Consider the following 17,161-nt stretch of genomic DNA (forward strand, 5'->3'; position numbering starts at 1 on the left):
GAAGGAGCCGCCGCCGTGAACGACGAAGCGCCGCCCGACTTCACGCGCGGCTGGCGGGGCCTGACCTGGACGGACCCGGACCTCGACGACGACGCGCGGGCCTGCATCGAGGAGGCGATCGCCTCCCGGAACTACTTCTGCGGTTCGGAGACGCTGGCGGATTGGCTCCGCGAGCGGGAGATGGGAAGGGCGACGAACGGATACGGGAAGGAGGCGGGCGGTGTCCCTGACGAAGCGGCTGATCGAGGCGGGGTGGAGGGGGCCGCATCCGCTCGCGTCGTGGAGGTCGGCGGCCGAGCGAAAGGCCGAGGCCGACGCAAGCACGCGGCGGGCCCTTCCCTCTTCTGACGCCCCGTTCGAACCGGCCGTCCGCCGCCCTCGCCAGGCCTCGACGGACCCCATCGGGCCGTCGGGGCACGTGCCGCTGCCGGGACAGCTGTCATTCCTCGACCGGCTCGACGACGAGCCCTCGCGACGGCCGAGGCGGCGGCGTCGCGAGGAATCCACGCCGCTGTTCGACGGGCTCGAACCTTGAGGGGGCGATGGCGAGACGCGAGACGAGACGGATCGAGCTTCCCCCCGCCCCCGAGGCCGACGTCCTGGCCTCGTGCCGGGACCTGCTGCGGGCCAAGGGCTGCCGCGTCGAGCGGCGGAACACCGGGAAGTTCGTGCTGCCGGGCTCGAAGCGGTCGCGGGTCTTCCGGGCCGGCGAGCCCGGGGCGGCCGACCTCTTCGGTTGCTTCCCCGACGGCCGGCACTTCGAACTGGAGGTCAAGCGGAAGGACGAGCGCCCGAGGCTCGAACAGGTGCGGTGGCTCCGCGAGGCCAACCGCTGGGGGCCCGCGTTCTGGGTCGACTCGACGGCGTGGCTGGAACGGATCCTCCCCGCCCTGCTGGACGGGGCGATCGTCGAGTACCTGCCGGACCGATGGCGGTTCCGCGTCGAGCTGGAGCTGCCGGGCGGCCGCAAGACGTCGGCGTGGCTGATGGAGGCGGGCGGGGACTACGACCTGGGCTGGCCGGGCTGATTTACATGCATGCACTTTGCCCGGCAGAATGCGCATGCATGCAGATTTCACATAGGGGGTTGTGAATATGTTGAAAAGCGGGAGACGCAGACCGCCGGAGGTAAGTCGATCGCGAATTTCCCGGCAATTGCGAGGGCAAATTGTCTTCCCCCTTCCTGGCCCGGTTCCGGAATCAGCGCCGGGACGGCGTCGGGACCTCGGCCCAAGTACTGCGGAACGCTCGAACATTTTTTTATCTGGTGACGCTTGAACGGCTTGCGTCGCCCCGTTCGAGGCCGATCGGACATTCGTGTTCCATAGGGGTGCTTTCACGATGCTCGCGACGAAAGCGGGGGTCAGCGTTCTTGCTTCCAAGCCGCAACGTAGGCGGTGGCGTCCCGAGGAGATCGACCGTGCGAGGGATCTGAGCATGTTGTCCATGCGGCGGCAGGGCATCCCGCTCTCTGTGATCGCCGAGGTTTTCAACGTCGCCAAGTCGACCGTCTGCCGGCGGCTCGCGGCGATCCCCGAGGATGCGAGGGCTCACTATGCCGGCCGGGGCTTGGTCTGACTGGTCCCCCGACGTCGACGTCGTCACGGGGGAGGGATTCATCCCCGTATTCCCGGCCGACTCGTTCGTCCCGGATCGGATCTGCCCGCACATGATCCTGGACCCGAAGACGGGCAGGCCGACGGGCAGGCTCCGGCCGATGGCCGAGGGCGAGCGGCGGGTCTGCATGGGCTGCCATCAATCGGGGTATGACGACCATCCGGCGATGAAGCCGAATCCGCTCGTCGATCCGAGGCCGGAACCGGCCGAGGACGACGGCGAGGGGCGGCCCGACGACGAGGTCGGGCCGGCTCCGGCCCCGCCCGAGACGCGAAAGAAGCGGCGGGCGCGGCTGTTCGACGAGTTGAACCGCGAGGCGGTGCGGGGGCGTTGATGCGAGTTCGATTCGCGGCGGCGGTGCTGTGGTCGGCCCTGGTCGTCGCGGCGGCTCGCGGCCAGTCGATAGAGGACGGCGGCGAGGTCTGGACCTCGGAGCCGGTCTATCGGGGCGTCCGGGCCAACGCGGCGGTCCCGGCCTGGCTGCACATCCTGAACGAGGGGGGCAGCGACGGGGCCGGGCTCTGCGTGGTCGCGTCCAACACGCTCGACGGGCTTTATCAGGGGGTGCCGGAGTTCGCCGAGGGGAAGGGCTCGAACGTCTGGCGGCTCGCCAAGGAGCGGCCCGGCGGGTACTACCCGGAAAAGCTGGAGGGGCTGTTCCGCGACGCCGGGCTCGAAACGGCGTGGTTCCAGGCCGAGGGCGACGCGGCCGAGCTGCTCGCGGTGATCGAGCATTACAACCGGCAGGGCATCCCGGTCGGCATCACCTGGAACTTCGGCGAGCATTACGGCACGAACATTCACCACATGGTTTCGCTTATCCATCTCGACTCCGAGATGGCTTGCATCGTCGACAACAACTTTCCCGGCGAATACGTCTGGGTCAGTCGCGACGAGCTGGCGAAACGGATCGTCGACGGGCCGGCGGGCTGGGTCGTCGTGCTGCTCTGGCTCAAGGGTTCGGTGAACGTGCCGGTCCTGGCTGCGGCGGGCGGGCTCGCCCTCGCGGCCGTTCTGAACGGGGCGGCGGTGTCCGGTGGTCTCCTCGTCTTGCTGAGGCGTCCGCGATGAAGCGGGATCTTCTTTTCCTGGGGGCTGGTTACATGCTGGGCGCGTTGGCGGCGGTGCTGGCGGTCGTGCTCGCGGGCCAGTCGGCCCCCGAGGTCCCGAACGCGAAAGCCTGGCACCTGGTCGAGCTGAACGGCTCGGCGGTGCCCGTTTACGGCTGGCTCCACGGCGAGCGGCTGATCTGGTCGGTCGATGAACAGACGTGGTCGGCGGCCCCGGTCGACGGCGACCCGGGCGGCCGGGCGATGGGCTGGTATTTCGTGACGATCAACCAAGCCGAGGCGAGGGTCCGGGGCTGGGTCGACGATGCGGGCGGGTTGGGCTGGCGGTGGGCGGACCAAAAGCGGGCCCTGGCGACTCCTCGGCCGGCGGCGGTCAACCCGGCCGGGGCGATGGCGAACGGCGTCGACGCCGGCAAGCTCGACGGGCGGACGACGATCCGGGCGAGCGACGAGGCGACGGCGGGCGAGGTCCGGGCGGTCATGCAGGCGGCCAAGCCTCCCGACGCGGCGGCCCCGTGCAAGCCGGACGGCGGGCCCTCGAAGCCTGCGGCCCCGGACCGCATCAAGCCTCCCGACCTCGTCGGCGGCGGCCTCGGCATTCCCGGCGGTTTCTGGCTCTGGGCGGGCGTCGCGATCTGCGGCGGCCTCGCGTTCGGCCTCACGGTCGTCTGCGGCCTGCTCCTCCTCGCGTTCCTGCGGCGGAAGGGGGCGGCGGCATGACGTGGGAACACTGGATCCTGCTGGGAGCCGCCGTGGCGGTCCTGGCGAGCCTCGGCGGCTGTTTGCTGCTCGTGGGCGTGCTCTGGTTCACGAGGGGGAAGGCGGGCCCGGCGACGGTCCCGGCTCCTACCACTGAGGGCGGGCGGTCGGCCCCGTCTTCCTCCTCGTCGGACCTCCTCCTCGCGGCCTTCCGAATGGTCAAGGCTGAGGGCGAGATCGAAGCGGCGCGGGCCTTCGCGGGCGACCTGCGGGCGGCCGAGGCCGAGGCGGCGAGGGCGGGCATGGGCCGGACGCTCTCCCCAAAAGCGGGCGGCCCTCCGGGGCAGCCGTGAAGCGTAGGAAGGTCGCGCGATGGTACTTCCTCCCGGCTCGAAACGAAAAGGGGTCGTCTGCATGAGATGGGTTCTCGGTCCGAAAATCGACCTCCTCGCCCTGGTCCCTCCCGGCGAGACGCCGGCCGAGGCTCCCGGCCTTCGCGACGTCGAGCCCGAAGCGTTCTGGGATCCCGACTCTCGCGAGCTGACGGTGACGACCAAGCCTTTCGATCCCGAGGCCGAGGTCTCGCCGATCGTCGCGGCCGTGGTCGTCGTGCCGGACGGCTCCGAGTTCCTCGGCGCTTCGGCCGACGAGCTGATCCTCTCGCCGCTCCCGCGCACCACGACTCCGCTCTCGACCGATCCGGCGGGCGGCCAGTCGACGCCGGTTCCCCTGCCTGGCTACGACGACTCGATCAACAACGCGGTAGTCCTCCTGTACGGCTACCGCGCCTGACACAAGCGGGGGGGCGGCCGTTTACGGTTCGCGTTGGGGGCTTCGCGGCCGTTGGGGCGGCGGCCGTCCCTCCCTTGTTTTCCTCCAGCCATGCGGCGGGCGTCATGGGCGAAACGCGGTCGGACAAGCTGTTGCGGGCGGTCGGCGATCGGGTCTCGCATCATCGGCGGGTCTCGGAATCGTTCCGGTCTGCGGCCGAGACGATCGGGCCCATCACGAAAGGCATGCACGTCTTCTCGCTGACGCGGGGGCAATTCAGCCTCCTCGACTGCATCCTGCACACGCTGGAGCAAATCGGCCCGGCTCATCTGTCGGTCTGGGCGTTCGCGGTCTCGGATTACGACGTCGGGGCGATTCGCGGCCTCATGGCCCAAAGCGAGCTGCTCTCGGGCCGGCTGATGGTCGACTCTGCCATCGAAAAACGCTCATACGTCGCGGTCGAGCAATGGCGCGAGCGGTTCGGGGACGACGGGGTCCGGGTCTGCCGGAATCACGCGAAAATGTCGCGGGTCTGGAACGACGATTTCCGGGTCCTGATCCGGGGCTCGTTCAACCTCAACTACAACCCGCGATTCGAGCAATTCGACTTAACCGAGGGCGGCCCCGAGTTCGACCTCGTCGGGGCGGTTGAGGATTCGATGCCGGCCCTCTCCCGGGCCTACACGCACGCCGAGGTCGAGGCGGTGTCTCAGACCTCGCAATCCTACGAATTCCGCACGCTGGAGATGTTCCAGGGCGTCAAGGCGTTCGGCGAGCCGGTGAAGTTCGCGGGGGGGCTCAAGACGTGGACGAAGTGACGGGCCAGGGCGTCGAGGACGAGCGGAAGCGGGTCAAGGCGTGGCTTGTGGCTCGGGGCGAGCGCGTCGACGTGGCCGAGGCGTACGCGTCGGCGTTCGTCGAGTACCGCGAGGCGGCGGCCAACGTCAACGCGAACGGGTCCATCGTCCAGCATCCGAGGACGGGCAACCCGATAACGAATCCATACATCCCGATCCGGGACGCGGCGTTGCAACGGGCTCTCGCCCTCAACGTCCGGGCCGACGAGCTGTGGAGCTGACGGAGTGGACAAGGCCCCGACGTTCAAGACGGGGCCGGACCGCGAGGCGGTGTTCAAGCCGGTCCGCAAGCGGCCTCCGACTCCCGAGGAGGACAGGGAACATCATCGGTTCCTCTGCCGCGCGGCGTGGAAGCGGTGCCGGCTCCAGAAGCTGAAACGCTCGCCCATGTGCGAGCGGTGCCGGAAGGCCGGCGACCCTCGCGTCCCGGCGGTCGACGTCCACCACGTCATCGAGGTTCGCGACGCTCCGGGGCTGGCGTACGACCTCGCGAATCTTGAAAGCCTCTGCAAACGCTGCCACGGTCGCGAGACGCGGACGCGGCAACGGATGGAGTCTCGACGTGGCTGATCTGCTGCTTTTTCGGCTCGGCGGCGTGCTCCTGCTCGCCCTTCTCGGCGTGCTGCTGATCCAGGCGGCCTCGGCGGTCGCACTCTGGCGGATCTTCCGTCACGTCGACGCTCACGGCTGGGTCATCAGGGGTCGGGCGAAGGCGGCGATCTCGATGCTCGGCGAGGTCGAGGACGGGCTCGCCGAGCTGAGGCGGTCCGTCGACGAGCTGAGGCGTTCGCAGGACGCTCGCGGGCGGTGGATCGACCGGCGGACGCGGTCGGCCCTCGTCGGCTCCGCGAGCATCACGGCGGCCCTCCTGCGGAATCGCCTCGACGAGGCGGACGGGGTCGAGGCCGAGGAGGGGGGCGACGATGGCGAAGAGGGGGCGGAAGCCGGACCCGCCGAAGTTGAAGATCCTCAAGGCCAACGCGGGGCGTGACGCGGGCCCGTTCGCGGCGGTCCGGCAGGGGGGCGAGCCTCCGAAGCCGGACACGATCGCGGCCGACCCGATCGCCTCGGCGATCTGGGATCGGACGGTCTCGCTCCTCATGGACCGACGCGTCCTCTCGCCGGCCGACGAGGGCGTCCTAGTCGCCTACTGCTCGGCTTATGCGACGGTGACGCGGGTTCGCGACTTGATGCGGGGCCGGGACCTGGTCGTCACGAACTTCAAGACGGGGGCGGTCAAGGCCCATCCGCTGCTCGGGGTCCTGAGCGGGGCCGAGCGGTCGTTGCACTCGTTCGCGGGGACGCTCGGATTGACTCCTACCGATCGGGGGCGGGTCGAGGTCATCGGCGACGGCGAGGCCGGCTTGTCGAAGCTGGAGCAACTCAATGCCGCCGCAATCGCGAATCGAAATCGCTTCCTTCGATCCGGTTCGGAACAAGGCTGACGAGCTGGCGCTCCGCTCCGGGTACATCTTCGATCCGGCCTCGGCCCTCGCGGTCGAGAATTGGATCGAGGCCCTCTGCAAGCTCAAGACGGGCAAGTGGCGGGGGCAGCCGCTCCGGCTGATGCCCTGGCAACAGGATTGGATCTATCGCCTTTACGGCTGGGTGCACAAGGACACCGGCCTCCGGCGGTTCACGCAAGGCGGCCTCTTCGTCGCCAAGAAGAACGGCAAGAGTCCGCTGATCGCGGCCCAAAGCCTCTATCACCTGATCGGCGAGGGCGAGGCGGCACCGGAAGTTTATATCAACGCGTGCTCCCGCGATCAGGCGGGCATCATCTACCGCGACGCGGCGGCGATGGTCCGGCAGGAGCCGGAGTTGTCGGGCATCATCCAGGCCGTGCCGTCGCAAAAGCGGCTGATCTGCGAGGACAACGACGGAATCCTCGTCGCGAACTCCTTCGAGAGCGAGAACAAGGACGGCGTACAAGCGTCGTTCACGATCTTCGACGAGCTGCATCGTCAGCCGAATGACGACCTCTGGAACGTCTTCCAGTACGCGGGCGACAGCCGAGAGCAACCGCTCTTGGTCTTCATCACGACGGCGGGGGCCGATCAAACCACCGTCTGCTACCGGCAGTATCAACGATGCCTCGCCCTGGATCGCGGCTCGAATCAGGAATTGCATTTCCTGGGCATCGTGCACGGGCCGACCGATCCGACGCCGGATATCGACGATCCTCGCGTATGGCGGATGGCGAATCCGTCGATGGGCGTCACGATCGACGAGGCGAAGTTCGCGGCGCAGCTGGAAGAGGCCAAGGCGGGCGGCCCGGCCCTCCTCGCCAACTTCAAGCGGCTCAAGCTGAACATCTGGACGAAGGAGGATGAGAAGTTCGTCGACATGGGGCGATGGCACGCGGCCCCGAAGCGGCGGACGGTCGAGGAGGTCGAGGAGGCCGGGGACGTCTGGTCGGCCGGGCTCGACATGGCGATCAAAACCGACTTGAACGCTTATGTCAGGGTGGCGGGCAACCTCAAGAAGGGCGTCGACGTCTGGTGCAAGGTCTGGGTGCCGGAAGCCACGGCCGAGCGGCGGTCCAAGGAGGAGAATCTCCCTTATCTGGAGCTGGCCGAGCGGGGGTTTCTGGAGCTGGTCCCGGGCGAGGTCATGAATCCCGAAATCGTCCAGGATTTCATCGAAGAGGAACACGACCGATTCAAGCTCAAGTATGTCTTGAGCGACCATGTGAATACGGGGGCGATGGCCCCTTACCTGCGTAAGCGGGGCGTCCCGTTCGAGCACCTCAAGCCGGGACACCTGGCCCACACCTTCCCGACGAAGACGCTCGAAGCCCTGTACCTCCAAGGGCTCTTGCGGCACGGGGACAACCCGATGCTCGCGTATGCGGCGGGCAACGCGGTCGTCGATCGCGACCCGAAGAATGACAACGTCTGCCTCGTGAAGGGCAAGAGCACGGGCCGAATCGACCCGATGATCGCCCTCGTTTCGGCCCTCGCCGGGCTGATGCGGGCTATCGGCATCGACGGCCAGGGCGGCGACGCATCGAAGCGGCGGCCCTCCTCGATAGACTTCAAATGGGCCTGACCATGCGTAAGCTGCCACGACGAGCACTCGCGACGCCGGCCTCGCTGCTGAGGTCGGGCGGCTCGCCGGTCGGTCGCGATGATTTCCTCGTCTCGATGCGTCGCGAGTTGTACGGCTGGGGCCTCGGCCCCGACGAGGTCGCGGCCAAGGTGAACGTCTGGGGCATGCTGGGCCTCGCCACGGCCCGGCGGTGCATCGAGGCGATTTCGCGGGACCTGGCGTCGATGCCGCTGAACCTGGTCCGGGTGCGGGACGACGACACCGAGGAGCACGACCCGACGCATCCGCTCTACTCGCTCTTTCGCTGGTCGCCGGACGGGGGTTTGACGACTCCGATCGGGTTCCGTACGGCGATGACGGCGAACGCGCTGGCCTGGGGCAACGGGTACGGCGAGATTGCGACGGCGGCGGGGCGGCCTCAAATCCGGCTCCTCGGCTCGGGCACGACCGACCTCGCCTTTCGCGAGGGGCGGGCGGGCTATCAGACCGAAGCGGGATGGCTGCCGGCCCGGAGCGTACTGCATGTCGCCGGCCTCGGCTGCGACGGCGTGCGTGGGTTCAACCCGGTTCGGCTCCACGCGCATACGCTGGGGCTGACGGTGACGGCCGAGCGGTTCGGGGCGGCGTTCCTCGCCAACGGGGCGTTTCCGAGCGGGTACATCACGGCCGACGCGGCGATGGGCGACGACGAGGAGGCTTACATCCGCCTCCGAGAGGCGTTCATTAAGCGGCACGCGGAAGGGGTGGGCAAGGCCGGGCGAGTCGGCGTGCTGCCGCCGGGCTTCGGGTTCACCCAAGCCTCCGTCGATCCCGAGGTCGCGCAGTTCCTCGAAACCCGCGAGTTCCAGATCCTGGAAATCTGCCGGATCTTCGGAGTGCCTCCGCATCGCGTAATGCAATACAAGGACATGCATTATTCGACGGTCGAGGCGGTCAAATCGGAGTTCGCCCAAACGACGTTGCTCCCCTGGGCCCGGGTCTGGGAGGAGTCCTTGAACCTCCGGCTCCTCGGCCCGGACGACGTCGCGGCGGGCTGGACGTTCCGCCACGACTTCACGGGATTCCTGCGGGCCGACACGGCGGGCCGGGCGGTCATGTACCGGACCCTCTTCAATATCGGGGCGATCAGCCCCAACGAGGTCCGGGCTCAAGAGGGCTACGACCGGCGAGACGGCGGGGACGAGTTCTTTACTCCGTTGGCGATGTCTTCTCGGGCGAAGGCTCCGGCGGCGATCGAGGGGGGCGGGGCATGAGTTCCAAGGTCCGGCGGCGTCTGCAACAGGGGGCGGGGTTCCGGCGGCGGGACGCGGCCGAGGGCGAGGCCGAGGGGCCTCGCGTGCTGCGGGGGCACGCGGCGGTTTTCGGCGAGTCGACGGTCCTCTATCGGGCCAGGGGGTGGGAGGTCCGGGAGGTCATCCGGCCCGGGGCGTTCCGCAACGCCCTCGCCGAGCGGATGGACGTCCGGGCGCTGATCGACCACAACTCGACGCTGATCCTCGGCCGGACGGCCTCGGGGACGCTGCGGCTCTCCGAGGACGCTCGCGGCCTGGCGGTCGAGATCGACCCGCCGGACACCCAGGCGGCCCGGGACCTCCTCGTCTCGATCGACCGGGGCGACGTGTCGCAAATGTCGTTCGCGTTCGTCCCTCGGAAGGGGGGCGAGGTCATCACGACGCGGATGGACGGGGACCTGGAAGTAACGACGGTCGAGCTTATCGACCTCGACCTTTACGACGTGTCGGCCGTCACCTATCCGCAGTATCCCGGGACCGACATTCGGGCCGGGGGCGAGGCGGCGGACGTCGTCGACAAGGTCAAGGCGGATTGGCTGGCCGAGCCGGGGCGTGCGGCGTTGTTCGCCGAGCTGGAGCGGCGGGGGGCCTGACGGCGGCGGCGTTGCCGGTCCGGGGCGGTGGATTCCTGATAGCTGGGGAGGGTGAGGTATGACGCTGGCGCAAATGCGGGCGGCTGCGGCCGAGGCTCGTCGTCGGGCCCTGGAGCTGCGTAGCGAGTATCAGGCGGCCGAGGCCCCGACGCCGGAGATGCGGGCGGCGGTCGACGAGGCGGGGGCGACGGCCCTGCGTCTGCTGAACGAGGCTGACGCCGAGGAGCAACGGTCTCGCCTGTTCGCGGACCTGGAGTCTCGGGGCTCGGCCAACTTCGTCAACCGTTCGATCGCGGACGGCCGCGACGCGCACGGCGGCGAGCGCGGCCAGGAGGCCGAGTGGCGTTCGCTCGTCTCCCGGTTCTCGATCCGCCGGGCCCTCTGGGGCGCGGCCGAGCTTCGCGAGAACCGACCTTTCGACGGCGTCGAGTTCGAGGTCTCGCAGGAGCTGCGCCGCAACTCCGTCGCTCTCCGCTCCCGCCCCGGGGTCTCGATCCCGTGGGACGCTCCGGTCTCGCGGCGGATGTTCCCGAGGGGCTACGACTTCTCGCGGGTCGAGTATCGCGACCTGACCACCACGACGGGGGCCTCGACGATCCCGACCCTCGTCATGCCGACGATGATCGACCTCCTCCGGGCTCGGCTGGTGCTAACCGAGCTGGGCGCGCAGGTCCTGACCGGGATTACCCAGCCGTTCAACCTCTCGCGGCAGAACGCGACGGCGACGATCGCGTGGGTCGGCGAACAGGGCTCGGCGACGGCCTCGAACCTGGGTACGGACGACGTCCAGTTTCGCGCGAAGACGGTCACGGCGAACACGATCATCTCGCGGAAGTTCCTCTATCAGACGAACATGTCGGACGGCGAGACGTTCGCGGTCGACGACCTCATGAAGGCCGTCCAGCAGGGCGTCGAGCGGGCGGCGATCAACGGCTCGGGCTCCTCGAACCAGCCTCGCGGCGTCCTCCAGACGTCGGGCGTCGGCTCGGTGGCGACGGCCGGGGCGAACGGCGGCCCGATCACCTGGGCCCTGCTGAACGCGATGATCGGCAAGGTCAACAACGCCAACGCGCCCGACAACGCTCGCGGCTGGCTGACCAACCCCGACGTTCGCACGAAGATGGCGTCGACGCCCCGCGAGGCCGGCTACCCCAAGTACATCTGGGACGCCGACTCCCGCGACGAGCCGATCGCCTCTTACCGAGCTATGACCACCACGAACGTCCCCAACAACCTCGTCAAGGGCACGTCGGGGACGACGCTGTCGGCCATGATCTTCGCCGACTGGTCCGAGCTGGTCGTCGCGCTCATGTCGCAACTCGACATCCTCGCCGATCCGTTCTCGCTGGCCCACACCGGCGACATCCGATACGCGATCTTCCAGGACGTCGACATCAACGTCCGGCATCCGGGCTCGTTCTGCATCTGCTCGGACATCTCGACCGTCTGATCCTCGCGGCCCCGGGCGTTCCGGGTTCTCGGCACTGAGCGGGGCGGGCCTCGCGCCCGCCCCGCGTTCGGCAAGGCATGGGAGTGCGGTTCATGGGTCAGCGTTTTGAGCAAGTGCGGATGCTTCGGGCCCGGCTCGTGGGCGACGTCAACCGCGAGGTCGGCGACGTCGTCGAGCTGGAAGAACAGGCGGCCGAGCATTTCGTCCACTACAAAGACGCGGAGTACCTCCGCGAGGTCCCCGAGGTCGTCGGCGGCGACGACGAGGCGAACGACGAGGCGGTCCGGTCCATCCTCTCGGCCGTGGCTGACGGCTCGCAGGACCGGCCGGTCGGCGATCCCGGGCCGGAAGGCGAGCCGGGGCCGGCGGACGCTCCTGCGGCCGCCGAGGCGGCTCCTGCGGCCACCGAGGCGGCCGGGCGTCGCGGGCAACGGCTGCCGGCTCGCTGAGGCCGGGCGGGGCCGGGCGTTCCGGCCTCCTGATCGAGGGCGTCTGACGGGGAGGGCGGTTCATGCCGCGAATCGAGTTCACGGGCGGGGCCTGGGTGCAAGGCCGGGAGTTCAAGCGGGGCCAGTCGGCCGAGCTGCCGGACGCGGTCGCGGCCGACGTCGTCAAGTCGGGGGTCGGGCGGATCGCGGCCGAGGCCCCTCGCCAGGCCGTCGCGACGGCCCCGGCCGAGGCTCGGAAGGCCGTCAAGCTGGGGGGCTGATCCTTGGAAACGATCGTCGTGGTCGGGCCGGCGGCCGAGCCGGTGACGCTGGAGCAACTCAAACGGCATGCTCGGCTGCCGCTCGACCTCGACGACGAGGACGAGGAAATCCTCGGGTACGGCAAGGCGGCTCGGCGGCTCGTCGAGAAGCGGACGGCTTTGCGGTTCATCAATCAGACGCTGGCGACGACGTTCGAGGCGTTCCCGGACTGCGGCGAGCCGCTGCGGCTGCCGTGGGCCCCGGTGCGGTCGCTGGTCGCGGTGACGTATCGCGACGAGGCCGGGGCCGAGGCGACGCTCGATCCGGCGGCCTATCGACTCGCGGGCCGGACGCCGGGCGAGGTCCGGCTCGTCGACGTCGGCGGCCGGTGGCCTGACGGCTGCGAGGTCCGGGTCGAGTACGTCGCGGGCTACGGCGACGGGCCCGGCGACGTTCCCGAGGACGCGGGGCTCGCCCTCATGATCGTGGCCGGGCTCTGGTACGACCGACGTCTGCCGGTCGCCGCGGGCTCGATGGCGAATGTTCCGCTACACGTCAAAGACCTTATCGACGGGCTGCGGTGGGGGGCGTTCCCGCGATGATCGACCCGGGCTTGATGCGCGACCTCTGCTCCTATGAGGAGCCGGTCGAGACGGGGCCTCGCGACCTCATGGGCAAGCCGGTCTTGGCCTGGGTCGAGCGGTTCCGGTTCCGGGCCCGGGTCCGCGAGAAGCCGGGCGAGGAGGTCGAGGATGCGGCGAAACGGCTCGCGAAACGGCCGGTCCTGCTGGACTGCCGGTTCCGGGCCGGATTCGCGGCCGTGGGGCGGGTCCGGCTCCTCCCCTCCGGCCGGACGCTGCAAATCGTCTCGACGACGGACGCGGACGGGCGGCGGGAATGGCTGGAAATCGCTTGCATCGAAAGGTTGGGATGAGTCGATGCCGAGTCCGAATCTCTTCCTGAACGACGCTCGCGGCTCGGTCGTCGCGGCCCGATCCGAGGGCGGCGGCCTCCTCCAGCTCGACGACGCGTCCGGGTTCGGCTCGCCGACGCCGGACCTCTGGGCGAAGGTCTCGATCCTCCGGGCGGGGCGGCTGGTCACGATCCTCCGCGCGACGGGCCGGTCGGGGAACGTGCTCACGATCGCGGGGACGGCGGACGGCGAGGCCGACGCGACGGTCCTGCCCTCCGACGTCGCGCTCGTGGGCTGGACGAAGGGCGACGCGGACGGGGTCCATGCGAGGATCGACGCGGCGACGGCCCTGGTCGCCTCGGTCGAGGTCGACGACGGGCCGACGATCGTCCTCGATTGGGCGGCCTCGCCGACGCAACGCGTCGTCCTCGGCGGGAATCGCGAGGTCGAGTTCGACGGCGTCGAGGACGGGCGGTCCCTCTTTCTCCTCCTCGTCCAGGACGCGACGGGCGGACGCGTCCCGGACTGGCCGCCGGGCCTGCTCTGGCTGACTCCGGGCGGCGTCCCGCACGTCCCGGTCGGCGATCCGGGCTCGACGTCCGTCTACAGCTTCGTCGCCACGGCGGCGGGCGTGTTCGCGATCGTCGGCGGCGACGACGTCTCCAGCCTCGTCGGGCCGCAGGGCGAGCCGGGCGAGCCGGGGGCGACGGGGCCGCAGGGTCCGCCGGGCGAGCCGGGGGCGACGGGGGCGCAGGGCGAGCCGGGGCCGCAGGGCGAGCCGGGGCCGCAAGGCGAGCCGGGGGCGGCCGGGACTCCGGGCGCCACGGGTCCGGCCGGGCCCGGAGTGCCGGCGGGCGGGACGACGGGGCAGGTCCTCAAGAAAGCCTCGTCGACCGACTACGCCACGGTCTGGGGCGACGAGGCGGGGGGCGGTGGCACCGGCGACGTCACGCTCGAAGGCGCGCAGACGCTCGAAGACAAGAGTTTTCAGGCGTCGGGCTCGGGCGACGCACTCGCGATCCTCGATACCCTCGGCCTCGCGGCCTCCGGGTACGACGCGGACGGGTACGGCGGCGACTACTCGTTCTCGTTCCGGCTCGGGGTTCGGGTCGACGTCGTGAACGGTACGGCGGTGACGGGGGGTAAGACGGCGGGATGCGTCGGCAAGATCCGCGAAATCCTGTTTCGGGCCGGGGTCAACGGGCCGGCCGGGGGCTGCGTCGTGGCGGTCTTGCGGGACGGATCTTCGATCGGCACGAAGACGATCAACCCCTCGTCGACGTCGCAAGTCGTGATGACGGCGGCCGAGATGTCGTCGCTGACGTTCGGCAAGTCGACGCGTTTCGATTTCACGATCTCGGGCGCCGGCACCGGCCTCCAGGATCTTGAAATCGACATCAAGCATTCGAGAAAGAATCGCTGATGCCTGCGAGTTTCATCGGTCGCAACACGGTGCGGCAAGGCTATTGGAGCGGCCAGTATGGGCGAGACGGCTATCACGTCCTCGCCGGCTCGACTTACTCGGTCCTCCCGTCCTACGTCTCATCGGTGGCCCACGCCAACACCGGCGGCGGCGGGTTCTTCAGCTGGGCGGCCGGCGACTCGAATGCGAGGGCGATCCGGCGGCCCCCTCCGGCCGATCAGTCGACCGGGGACCGATACGCGTACTTCGGCAACACCACTGTAACGGTCACTGTCACGCTCGCCGACACGACGCCTCGCGTGTTCTCGGCCTACTTCCTGGACCCGGAATCGGGCTCCCGTTCTCAGACGGTCGAGATCCTGTCGTCTTCCGACGTGGTGCTCGACGCGGCCCGCGCGATGTCGAGCTTCACCGGCGGCCTTTATTACACCTGGCTCGTCAACGAGTCGTTCAAGCTGAGGCTCACCAAGACGGGCAGTTTCAACGCGGTGTATTCGAGCCTCTTCTTCGATCCGCACCATCGCAATCTCGCCGGCTCGCTCCCCTCGAACGGTTTCGGCAACTTCGCCTTTTGATCGGAGTCTCAAACCGTGCCTCTAGTCGGTCCCTACGTCGATCCGCGGAGCGGGGCGACTTTGCCGGCGGCTTACGCGGTCTGCAACCTGCTGCCGCTGAACTTCCGCAACTACACGGCGGCGATGGTCTATGACGTGTACGCGTCGGCGCAGGCCTGCTACTCGGGGAGGCCGGCGGTCGCGACGGTGGTCTATCCGATCGCGGCCGGGCCGACGCCGGGCGTCTACGGCCAGGCCGAACAACTGACGCCCTACGTCCCGCCGACGTACGGCGAGCCGGACCCGGAGACGGGCGAGGCGGTCGAGCTGTCTCCGGCGGTCGAGCCGACTTTCGGCCCGGCTCCGGTCCTGCGGGCTCCGCTCGTCGGCCTGGTCGAGTTCGTCGGCTCGCATCCGGCCCTCTTCGGCCAGCTCCGCGAGGCGGTCGACGGCGAGGCGGTCAAACAACCCGAGTTCACGGGCTGGGCGATCGTGCCGTCGCCTTTCGAGCAAGGGGGCTGATCCATGTTCGCGGGGTTCGCGTTCGCTACGGGCCCGTTCGCGGGCCTCGCCGATTGGTCGGGGCCGACGCCGGACCCGGGCCCGACGACGCTGCGGCAGGCCGTGCGGCGGCTCCTGCTCGACGCCCCGGCGGTCGCGGCCCTCGTGGGGTCGCGGGTGGCGTTCGCGGGCTCGGGGCGGTCCGACGCCTATCCTCGGATCACCTATCTGTGTCCGGCGTTGACGGCCGGTCGCGACCTCGACGGGCCGGACGGCACGGCCGAGGCTCGGGTCCGGGTCTCGTGCTGGTCGGACGATCCGATCGAGGCCGAGGCCGTCGGCCTCGCGGTCACTGAATCCCTCGACGGGCTCGGCCCGGTCTGGGTGGGCTCGATCTTCGTCGCCGACGTCGCGTACCTCCGGGAGTACGACCTCCCGGAATACGAGGGCGACGGCGGCGACGCGCAGACCTATCAACTCATCGTCGACTTTGAATTCGATCTCCGGGGCTGAGGAGGGGCGGCGGAATGGCTCGTTTGAAGTGCAAGGGCATGACGTTCTCGGTCGACAAGGTCGGCACGGGTACGACGTTCACCAAGATCCCGCAGGTCCATTCGATCTCGGGGCCCTCCAAGTCAGTCGGCACGATCGACGACACGGACCTCGATTCCGTGGCCGAGGAGATGTCTCCGGGGCTGACGGCCTCCGGCGAGATCGCGGTCGAGATGCGTTTCGACCCGGCGAACACCGATCACGCGTACCTCGACACCTGGACCGACGCTCCGACGATCAAAAAGGTGCAAGTCTCGGTCCCGACGTCCCCGGCGACGCTGTACACGGTCGACGCGTTCCCGGTGGGGCTCGACCGGCCGGGCGGGGCGAATCAGGACGCCTACATGGCGACGTTCACCCTCCAGGCCACGGGGCCCTGGGTCAAGACGACGGCGACGCCCTGATCGGGCGAACGCACAAGCGTCAATTGATGGTTTAAGCTCTGGTTTCGATTTCGGGGAGGGCGGCGGATGGGTTGCTTGTCGCGGTCGGATTTCTTCAAGGCGGTGGAGCCTCGGCGCGAGCGGGTCGAGGTCCCGGCCCTCGGCGGGTACGTCAACGTCCGGCAGGTTACGGCCGGCGAGGTCGACGAGCTGGAGTCGCGGATGTCGCGGCTCTCGCGTCGCGAGCGGCGCCGGCAGTCGCGGGCGCGTACGGTGGCGATGGTGGCGGTCGACGACGCGGGCTCGCCGCTGTTCGGCGAGGACGACGTCGAGTCCCTCGCCGATCGGCCGGTCGCCGAGCTGGAGCCGATCCTCCGGGCCCACATCAAGCTCAACACGGTCTCGACCGAGGAGGCCGACGAGCTGGGAAAAGGCTGAGGACGCGCCAGGCGGCCCGCGAGCCTTTCGAGATGGCCCTCGACCTCGGCTTGACGCTGGCCGAGGTCGAGGGCATGCCGGCCCGCGAGCGGGCGCGGTGGCGCGTCTATTTCCGGCATCGGCCGAGGTTCGACCCGTGGTGGGCGATGTCGCGGCTCGGCGTGGCGCTGTTCGAGGCGTTCGGCGCTAAGGCGACGATCGAACAGTTTTATCCGAAGGTCGAGGTCGTCAAGCGGCGTCGGCGTCGCTCGCTCAAGCCGGAAGACGCGGCGAGGGCGTTCGAGTCCATGTTCGGCGTCGGGGGGTGA

28 protein-coding genes are annotated in these 17,161 nt (G+C 69.4%); all 28 read left to right on the forward strand.

The features are described 5' to 3' along the window. The first annotated feature begins 15 nt into the window (after positions 1-15). The 28 genes from G6O68_RS18770 (at position 16) to G6O68_RS18905 (ending at position 17,161) form a co-directional block, all read left to right on the forward strand. On the forward strand, positions 16-348 hold the full coding sequence (locus G6O68_RS18770) for a hypothetical protein (protein WP_165250172.1): 333 nt from the start codon (positions 16-18) through the stop codon (positions 346-348). Positions 349-542: 194 nt separating this feature from the next. Beyond that, positions 543-1,028 (forward strand): hypothetical protein, encoded by a 486-nt coding sequence (locus G6O68_RS18775; RefSeq protein WP_165250173.1) that lies wholly within the window; start codon positions 543-545, stop codon positions 1,026-1,028. Between the two features lie 313 nt (positions 1,029-1,341). Continuing rightward, positions 1,342-1,578 carry a helix-turn-helix domain-containing protein gene (locus tag G6O68_RS33295; protein ID WP_261345603.1) on the forward strand — a complete coding sequence of 79 codons (237 nt, stop codon included), beginning with the start codon at positions 1,342-1,344 and terminating at the stop codon, positions 1,576-1,578. A gap of 91 nt (positions 1,579-1,669) precedes the next feature. Next, positions 1,670-1,951, forward strand: coding sequence for a hypothetical protein (locus tag G6O68_RS18785; RefSeq protein ID WP_165250175.1), 282 nt, complete (start codon positions 1,670-1,672; stop codon positions 1,949-1,951). Further along, a complete protein-coding gene (locus tag G6O68_RS18790) occupies positions 1,951-2,688 on the forward strand; it encodes a hypothetical protein (RefSeq protein ID WP_165250176.1) in 738 nt (245 codons plus the stop codon). Before G6O68_RS18785 ends, G6O68_RS18790 begins: the two co-directional genes overlap by 1 nt. Then, a complete protein-coding gene (locus G6O68_RS18795; protein ID WP_165250177.1) occupies positions 2,685-3,407 on the forward strand; it encodes a hypothetical protein in 723 nt (240 codons plus the stop codon). Before G6O68_RS18790 ends, G6O68_RS18795 begins: the two co-directional genes overlap by 4 nt. After that, complete coding sequence (locus G6O68_RS18800; protein ID WP_165250178.1) at positions 3,404-3,739, forward strand: hypothetical protein; 336 nt, start codon at positions 3,404-3,406, stop codon at positions 3,737-3,739. The genes G6O68_RS18795 and G6O68_RS18800 overlap by 4 nt, the downstream gene beginning before the upstream one ends. A gap of 61 nt (positions 3,740-3,800) precedes the next feature. Further along, positions 3,801-4,178, forward strand: a complete 378-nt coding sequence (locus G6O68_RS18805) for a hypothetical protein (protein ID WP_165250179.1) — start codon at positions 3,801-3,803, stop codon at positions 4,176-4,178. A 104-nt stretch (positions 4,179-4,282) separates the two neighbouring features. Further along, entirely contained in the window at positions 4,283-4,975 is a 693-nt protein-coding gene (locus tag G6O68_RS18810) for a hypothetical protein (protein WP_165250180.1), read from the forward strand. Beyond that, positions 4,963-5,235 (forward strand): P27 family phage terminase small subunit, encoded by a 273-nt coding sequence (locus G6O68_RS18815; RefSeq protein WP_165250181.1) that lies wholly within the window; start codon positions 4,963-4,965, stop codon positions 5,233-5,235. Before G6O68_RS18810 ends, G6O68_RS18815 begins: the two co-directional genes overlap by 13 nt. A 4-nt stretch (positions 5,236-5,239) precedes the next feature. Beyond that, positions 5,240-5,584 carry an HNH endonuclease signature motif containing protein gene (locus G6O68_RS18820; protein WP_165250182.1) on the forward strand — a complete coding sequence of 115 codons (345 nt, stop codon included), beginning with the start codon at positions 5,240-5,242 and terminating at the stop codon, positions 5,582-5,584. Continuing rightward, a complete protein-coding gene (locus G6O68_RS18825; RefSeq protein ID WP_165250183.1) occupies positions 5,577-6,005 on the forward strand; it encodes a hypothetical protein in 429 nt (142 codons plus the stop codon). Before G6O68_RS18820 ends, G6O68_RS18825 begins: the two co-directional genes overlap by 8 nt. Continuing rightward, positions 5,938-6,459, forward strand: coding sequence for a phage terminase small subunit P27 family (locus G6O68_RS18830; protein WP_165250184.1), 522 nt, complete (start codon positions 5,938-5,940; stop codon positions 6,457-6,459). Before G6O68_RS18825 ends, G6O68_RS18830 begins: the two co-directional genes overlap by 68 nt. Beyond that, positions 6,401-8,065, forward strand: coding sequence for a terminase large subunit (locus G6O68_RS18835; RefSeq protein ID WP_165250185.1), 1,665 nt, complete (start codon positions 6,401-6,403; stop codon positions 8,063-8,065). The genes G6O68_RS18830 and G6O68_RS18835 overlap by 59 nt, the downstream gene beginning before the upstream one ends. Before the next feature lie 2 nt (positions 8,066-8,067). Next, the gene (locus tag G6O68_RS18840) at positions 8,068-9,318 is read left to right on the forward strand and encodes a phage portal protein (RefSeq protein WP_165250186.1); all 1,251 of its coding nucleotides are present in this window, start codon (positions 8,068-8,070) and stop codon (positions 9,316-9,318) included. After that, positions 9,315-9,950: an HK97 family phage prohead protease gene (locus G6O68_RS18845; protein ID WP_165250187.1), complete on the forward strand. Its 636-nt coding sequence runs from the start codon at positions 9,315-9,317 to the stop codon at positions 9,948-9,950. The genes G6O68_RS18840 and G6O68_RS18845 overlap by 4 nt, the downstream gene beginning before the upstream one ends. Before the next feature lie 58 nt (positions 9,951-10,008). Further along, positions 10,009-11,400: a phage major capsid protein gene (locus tag G6O68_RS18850; protein WP_165250188.1), complete on the forward strand. Its 1,392-nt coding sequence runs from the start codon at positions 10,009-10,011 to the stop codon at positions 11,398-11,400. Positions 11,401-11,492: 92 nt separating this feature from the next. Continuing rightward, positions 11,493-11,849 carry a hypothetical protein gene (locus G6O68_RS18855; RefSeq protein WP_165250189.1) on the forward strand — a complete coding sequence of 119 codons (357 nt, stop codon included), beginning with the start codon at positions 11,493-11,495 and terminating at the stop codon, positions 11,847-11,849. A 62-nt stretch (positions 11,850-11,911) separates the two neighbouring features. Beyond that, positions 11,912-12,109, forward strand: coding sequence for a hypothetical protein (locus G6O68_RS18860; RefSeq protein ID WP_165250190.1), 198 nt, complete (start codon positions 11,912-11,914; stop codon positions 12,107-12,109). Positions 12,110-12,112: 3 nt separating this feature from the next. Further along, the gene (locus tag G6O68_RS18865; protein ID WP_165250191.1) at positions 12,113-12,691 is read left to right on the forward strand and encodes a head-tail connector protein; all 579 of its coding nucleotides are present in this window, start codon (positions 12,113-12,115) and stop codon (positions 12,689-12,691) included. Beyond that, positions 12,688-13,023, forward strand: a complete 336-nt coding sequence (locus G6O68_RS18870) for a head-tail adaptor protein (RefSeq protein ID WP_165250192.1) — start codon at positions 12,688-12,690, stop codon at positions 13,021-13,023. The genes G6O68_RS18865 and G6O68_RS18870 overlap by 4 nt, the downstream gene beginning before the upstream one ends. A gap of 4 nt (positions 13,024-13,027) precedes the next feature. Further along, entirely contained in the window at positions 13,028-14,425 is a 1,398-nt protein-coding gene (locus tag G6O68_RS33300) for a collagen-like protein (RefSeq protein ID WP_165250193.1), read from the forward strand. Further along, positions 14,425-15,000: a hypothetical protein gene (locus G6O68_RS18880; protein ID WP_165250194.1), complete on the forward strand. Its 576-nt coding sequence runs from the start codon at positions 14,425-14,427 to the stop codon at positions 14,998-15,000. Before G6O68_RS33300 ends, G6O68_RS18880 begins: the two co-directional genes overlap by 1 nt. A gap of 15 nt (positions 15,001-15,015) precedes the next feature. Continuing rightward, entirely contained in the window at positions 15,016-15,501 is a 486-nt protein-coding gene (locus tag G6O68_RS18885) for a hypothetical protein (protein WP_165250195.1), read from the forward strand. 3 nt (positions 15,502-15,504) lie between these two features. Beyond that, on the forward strand, positions 15,505-15,993 hold the full coding sequence (gene gp17, locus G6O68_RS18890) for a tail completion protein gp17 (RefSeq protein ID WP_165250196.1): 489 nt from the start codon (positions 15,505-15,507) through the stop codon (positions 15,991-15,993). Positions 15,994-16,007: 14 nt separating this feature from the next. Beyond that, positions 16,008-16,436 carry a phage tail tube protein gene (locus G6O68_RS18895; protein ID WP_165250197.1) on the forward strand — a complete coding sequence of 143 codons (429 nt, stop codon included), beginning with the start codon at positions 16,008-16,010 and terminating at the stop codon, positions 16,434-16,436. A gap of 66 nt (positions 16,437-16,502) precedes the next feature. Then, positions 16,503-16,853, forward strand: coding sequence for a hypothetical protein (locus G6O68_RS18900; protein ID WP_165250198.1), 351 nt, complete (start codon positions 16,503-16,505; stop codon positions 16,851-16,853). A 32-nt stretch (positions 16,854-16,885) separates the two neighbouring features. Beyond that, positions 16,886-17,161, forward strand: a complete 276-nt coding sequence (locus G6O68_RS18905) for a hypothetical protein (RefSeq protein ID WP_165250199.1) — start codon at positions 16,886-16,888, stop codon at positions 17,159-17,161.

Origin of the sequence: Paludisphaera soli (assembly GCF_011064595.1) — a bacterium.
Classification (GTDB): Bacteria; Planctomycetota; Planctomycetia; order Isosphaerales; family Isosphaeraceae; genus Paludisphaera; species Paludisphaera soli.

Excerpts from the sequence above, each read along its gene's own strand:
- G6O68_RS18775 (WP_165250173.1), top strand. The coding sequence starts at position 543 with ATGGCGAGACGCGAGACGAGACGGATCGAGCTTCCCCCCGCCCCCGAG.
- G6O68_RS33295 (WP_261345603.1), top strand. The coding sequence starts at position 1,342 with ATGCTCGCGACGAAAGCGGGGGTCAGCGTTCTTGCTTCCAAGCCGCAA.
- G6O68_RS18785 (WP_165250175.1), top strand. The coding sequence starts at position 1,670 with ATGATCCTGGACCCGAAGACGGGCAGGCCGACGGGCAGGCTCCGGCCG.
- G6O68_RS18790 (WP_165250176.1), top strand. The coding sequence starts at position 1,951 with ATGCGAGTTCGATTCGCGGCGGCGGTGCTGTGGTCGGCCCTGGTCGTC.
- G6O68_RS18795 (WP_165250177.1), top strand. The coding sequence starts at position 2,685 with ATGAAGCGGGATCTTCTTTTCCTGGGGGCTGGTTACATGCTGGGCGCG.
- G6O68_RS18800 (WP_165250178.1), top strand. The coding sequence starts at position 3,404 with ATGACGTGGGAACACTGGATCCTGCTGGGAGCCGCCGTGGCGGTCCTG.
- G6O68_RS18805 (WP_165250179.1), top strand. The coding sequence starts at position 3,801 with ATGAGATGGGTTCTCGGTCCGAAAATCGACCTCCTCGCCCTGGTCCCT.
- G6O68_RS18810 (WP_165250180.1), top strand. The coding sequence starts at position 4,283 with ATGGGCGAAACGCGGTCGGACAAGCTGTTGCGGGCGGTCGGCGATCGG.
- G6O68_RS18830 (WP_165250184.1), top strand. The coding sequence starts at position 5,938 with ATGGCGAAGAGGGGGCGGAAGCCGGACCCGCCGAAGTTGAAGATCCTC.
- G6O68_RS18835 (WP_165250185.1), top strand. The coding sequence starts at position 6,401 with ATGCCGCCGCAATCGCGAATCGAAATCGCTTCCTTCGATCCGGTTCGG.
- G6O68_RS18840 (WP_165250186.1), top strand. The coding sequence starts at position 8,068 with ATGCGTAAGCTGCCACGACGAGCACTCGCGACGCCGGCCTCGCTGCTG.
- G6O68_RS18845 (WP_165250187.1), top strand. The coding sequence starts at position 9,315 with ATGAGTTCCAAGGTCCGGCGGCGTCTGCAACAGGGGGCGGGGTTCCGG.
- G6O68_RS18850 (WP_165250188.1), top strand. The coding sequence starts at position 10,009 with ATGACGCTGGCGCAAATGCGGGCGGCTGCGGCCGAGGCTCGTCGTCGG.
- G6O68_RS18855 (WP_165250189.1), top strand. The coding sequence starts at position 11,493 with ATGGGTCAGCGTTTTGAGCAAGTGCGGATGCTTCGGGCCCGGCTCGTG.
- G6O68_RS18860 (WP_165250190.1), top strand. The coding sequence starts at position 11,912 with ATGCCGCGAATCGAGTTCACGGGCGGGGCCTGGGTGCAAGGCCGGGAG.
- G6O68_RS18870 (WP_165250192.1), top strand. The coding sequence starts at position 12,688 with ATGATCGACCCGGGCTTGATGCGCGACCTCTGCTCCTATGAGGAGCCG.
- G6O68_RS33300 (WP_165250193.1), top strand. The coding sequence starts at position 13,028 with ATGCCGAGTCCGAATCTCTTCCTGAACGACGCTCGCGGCTCGGTCGTC.
- G6O68_RS18880 (WP_165250194.1), top strand. The coding sequence starts at position 14,425 with ATGCCTGCGAGTTTCATCGGTCGCAACACGGTGCGGCAAGGCTATTGG.
- gp17 (WP_165250196.1), top strand. The coding sequence starts at position 15,505 with ATGTTCGCGGGGTTCGCGTTCGCTACGGGCCCGTTCGCGGGCCTCGCC.
- G6O68_RS18895 (WP_165250197.1), top strand. The coding sequence starts at position 16,008 with ATGGCTCGTTTGAAGTGCAAGGGCATGACGTTCTCGGTCGACAAGGTC.
- G6O68_RS18900 (WP_165250198.1), top strand. The coding sequence starts at position 16,503 with ATGGGTTGCTTGTCGCGGTCGGATTTCTTCAAGGCGGTGGAGCCTCGG.
- G6O68_RS18905 (WP_165250199.1), top strand. The coding sequence starts at position 16,886 with ATGGCCCTCGACCTCGGCTTGACGCTGGCCGAGGTCGAGGGCATGCCG.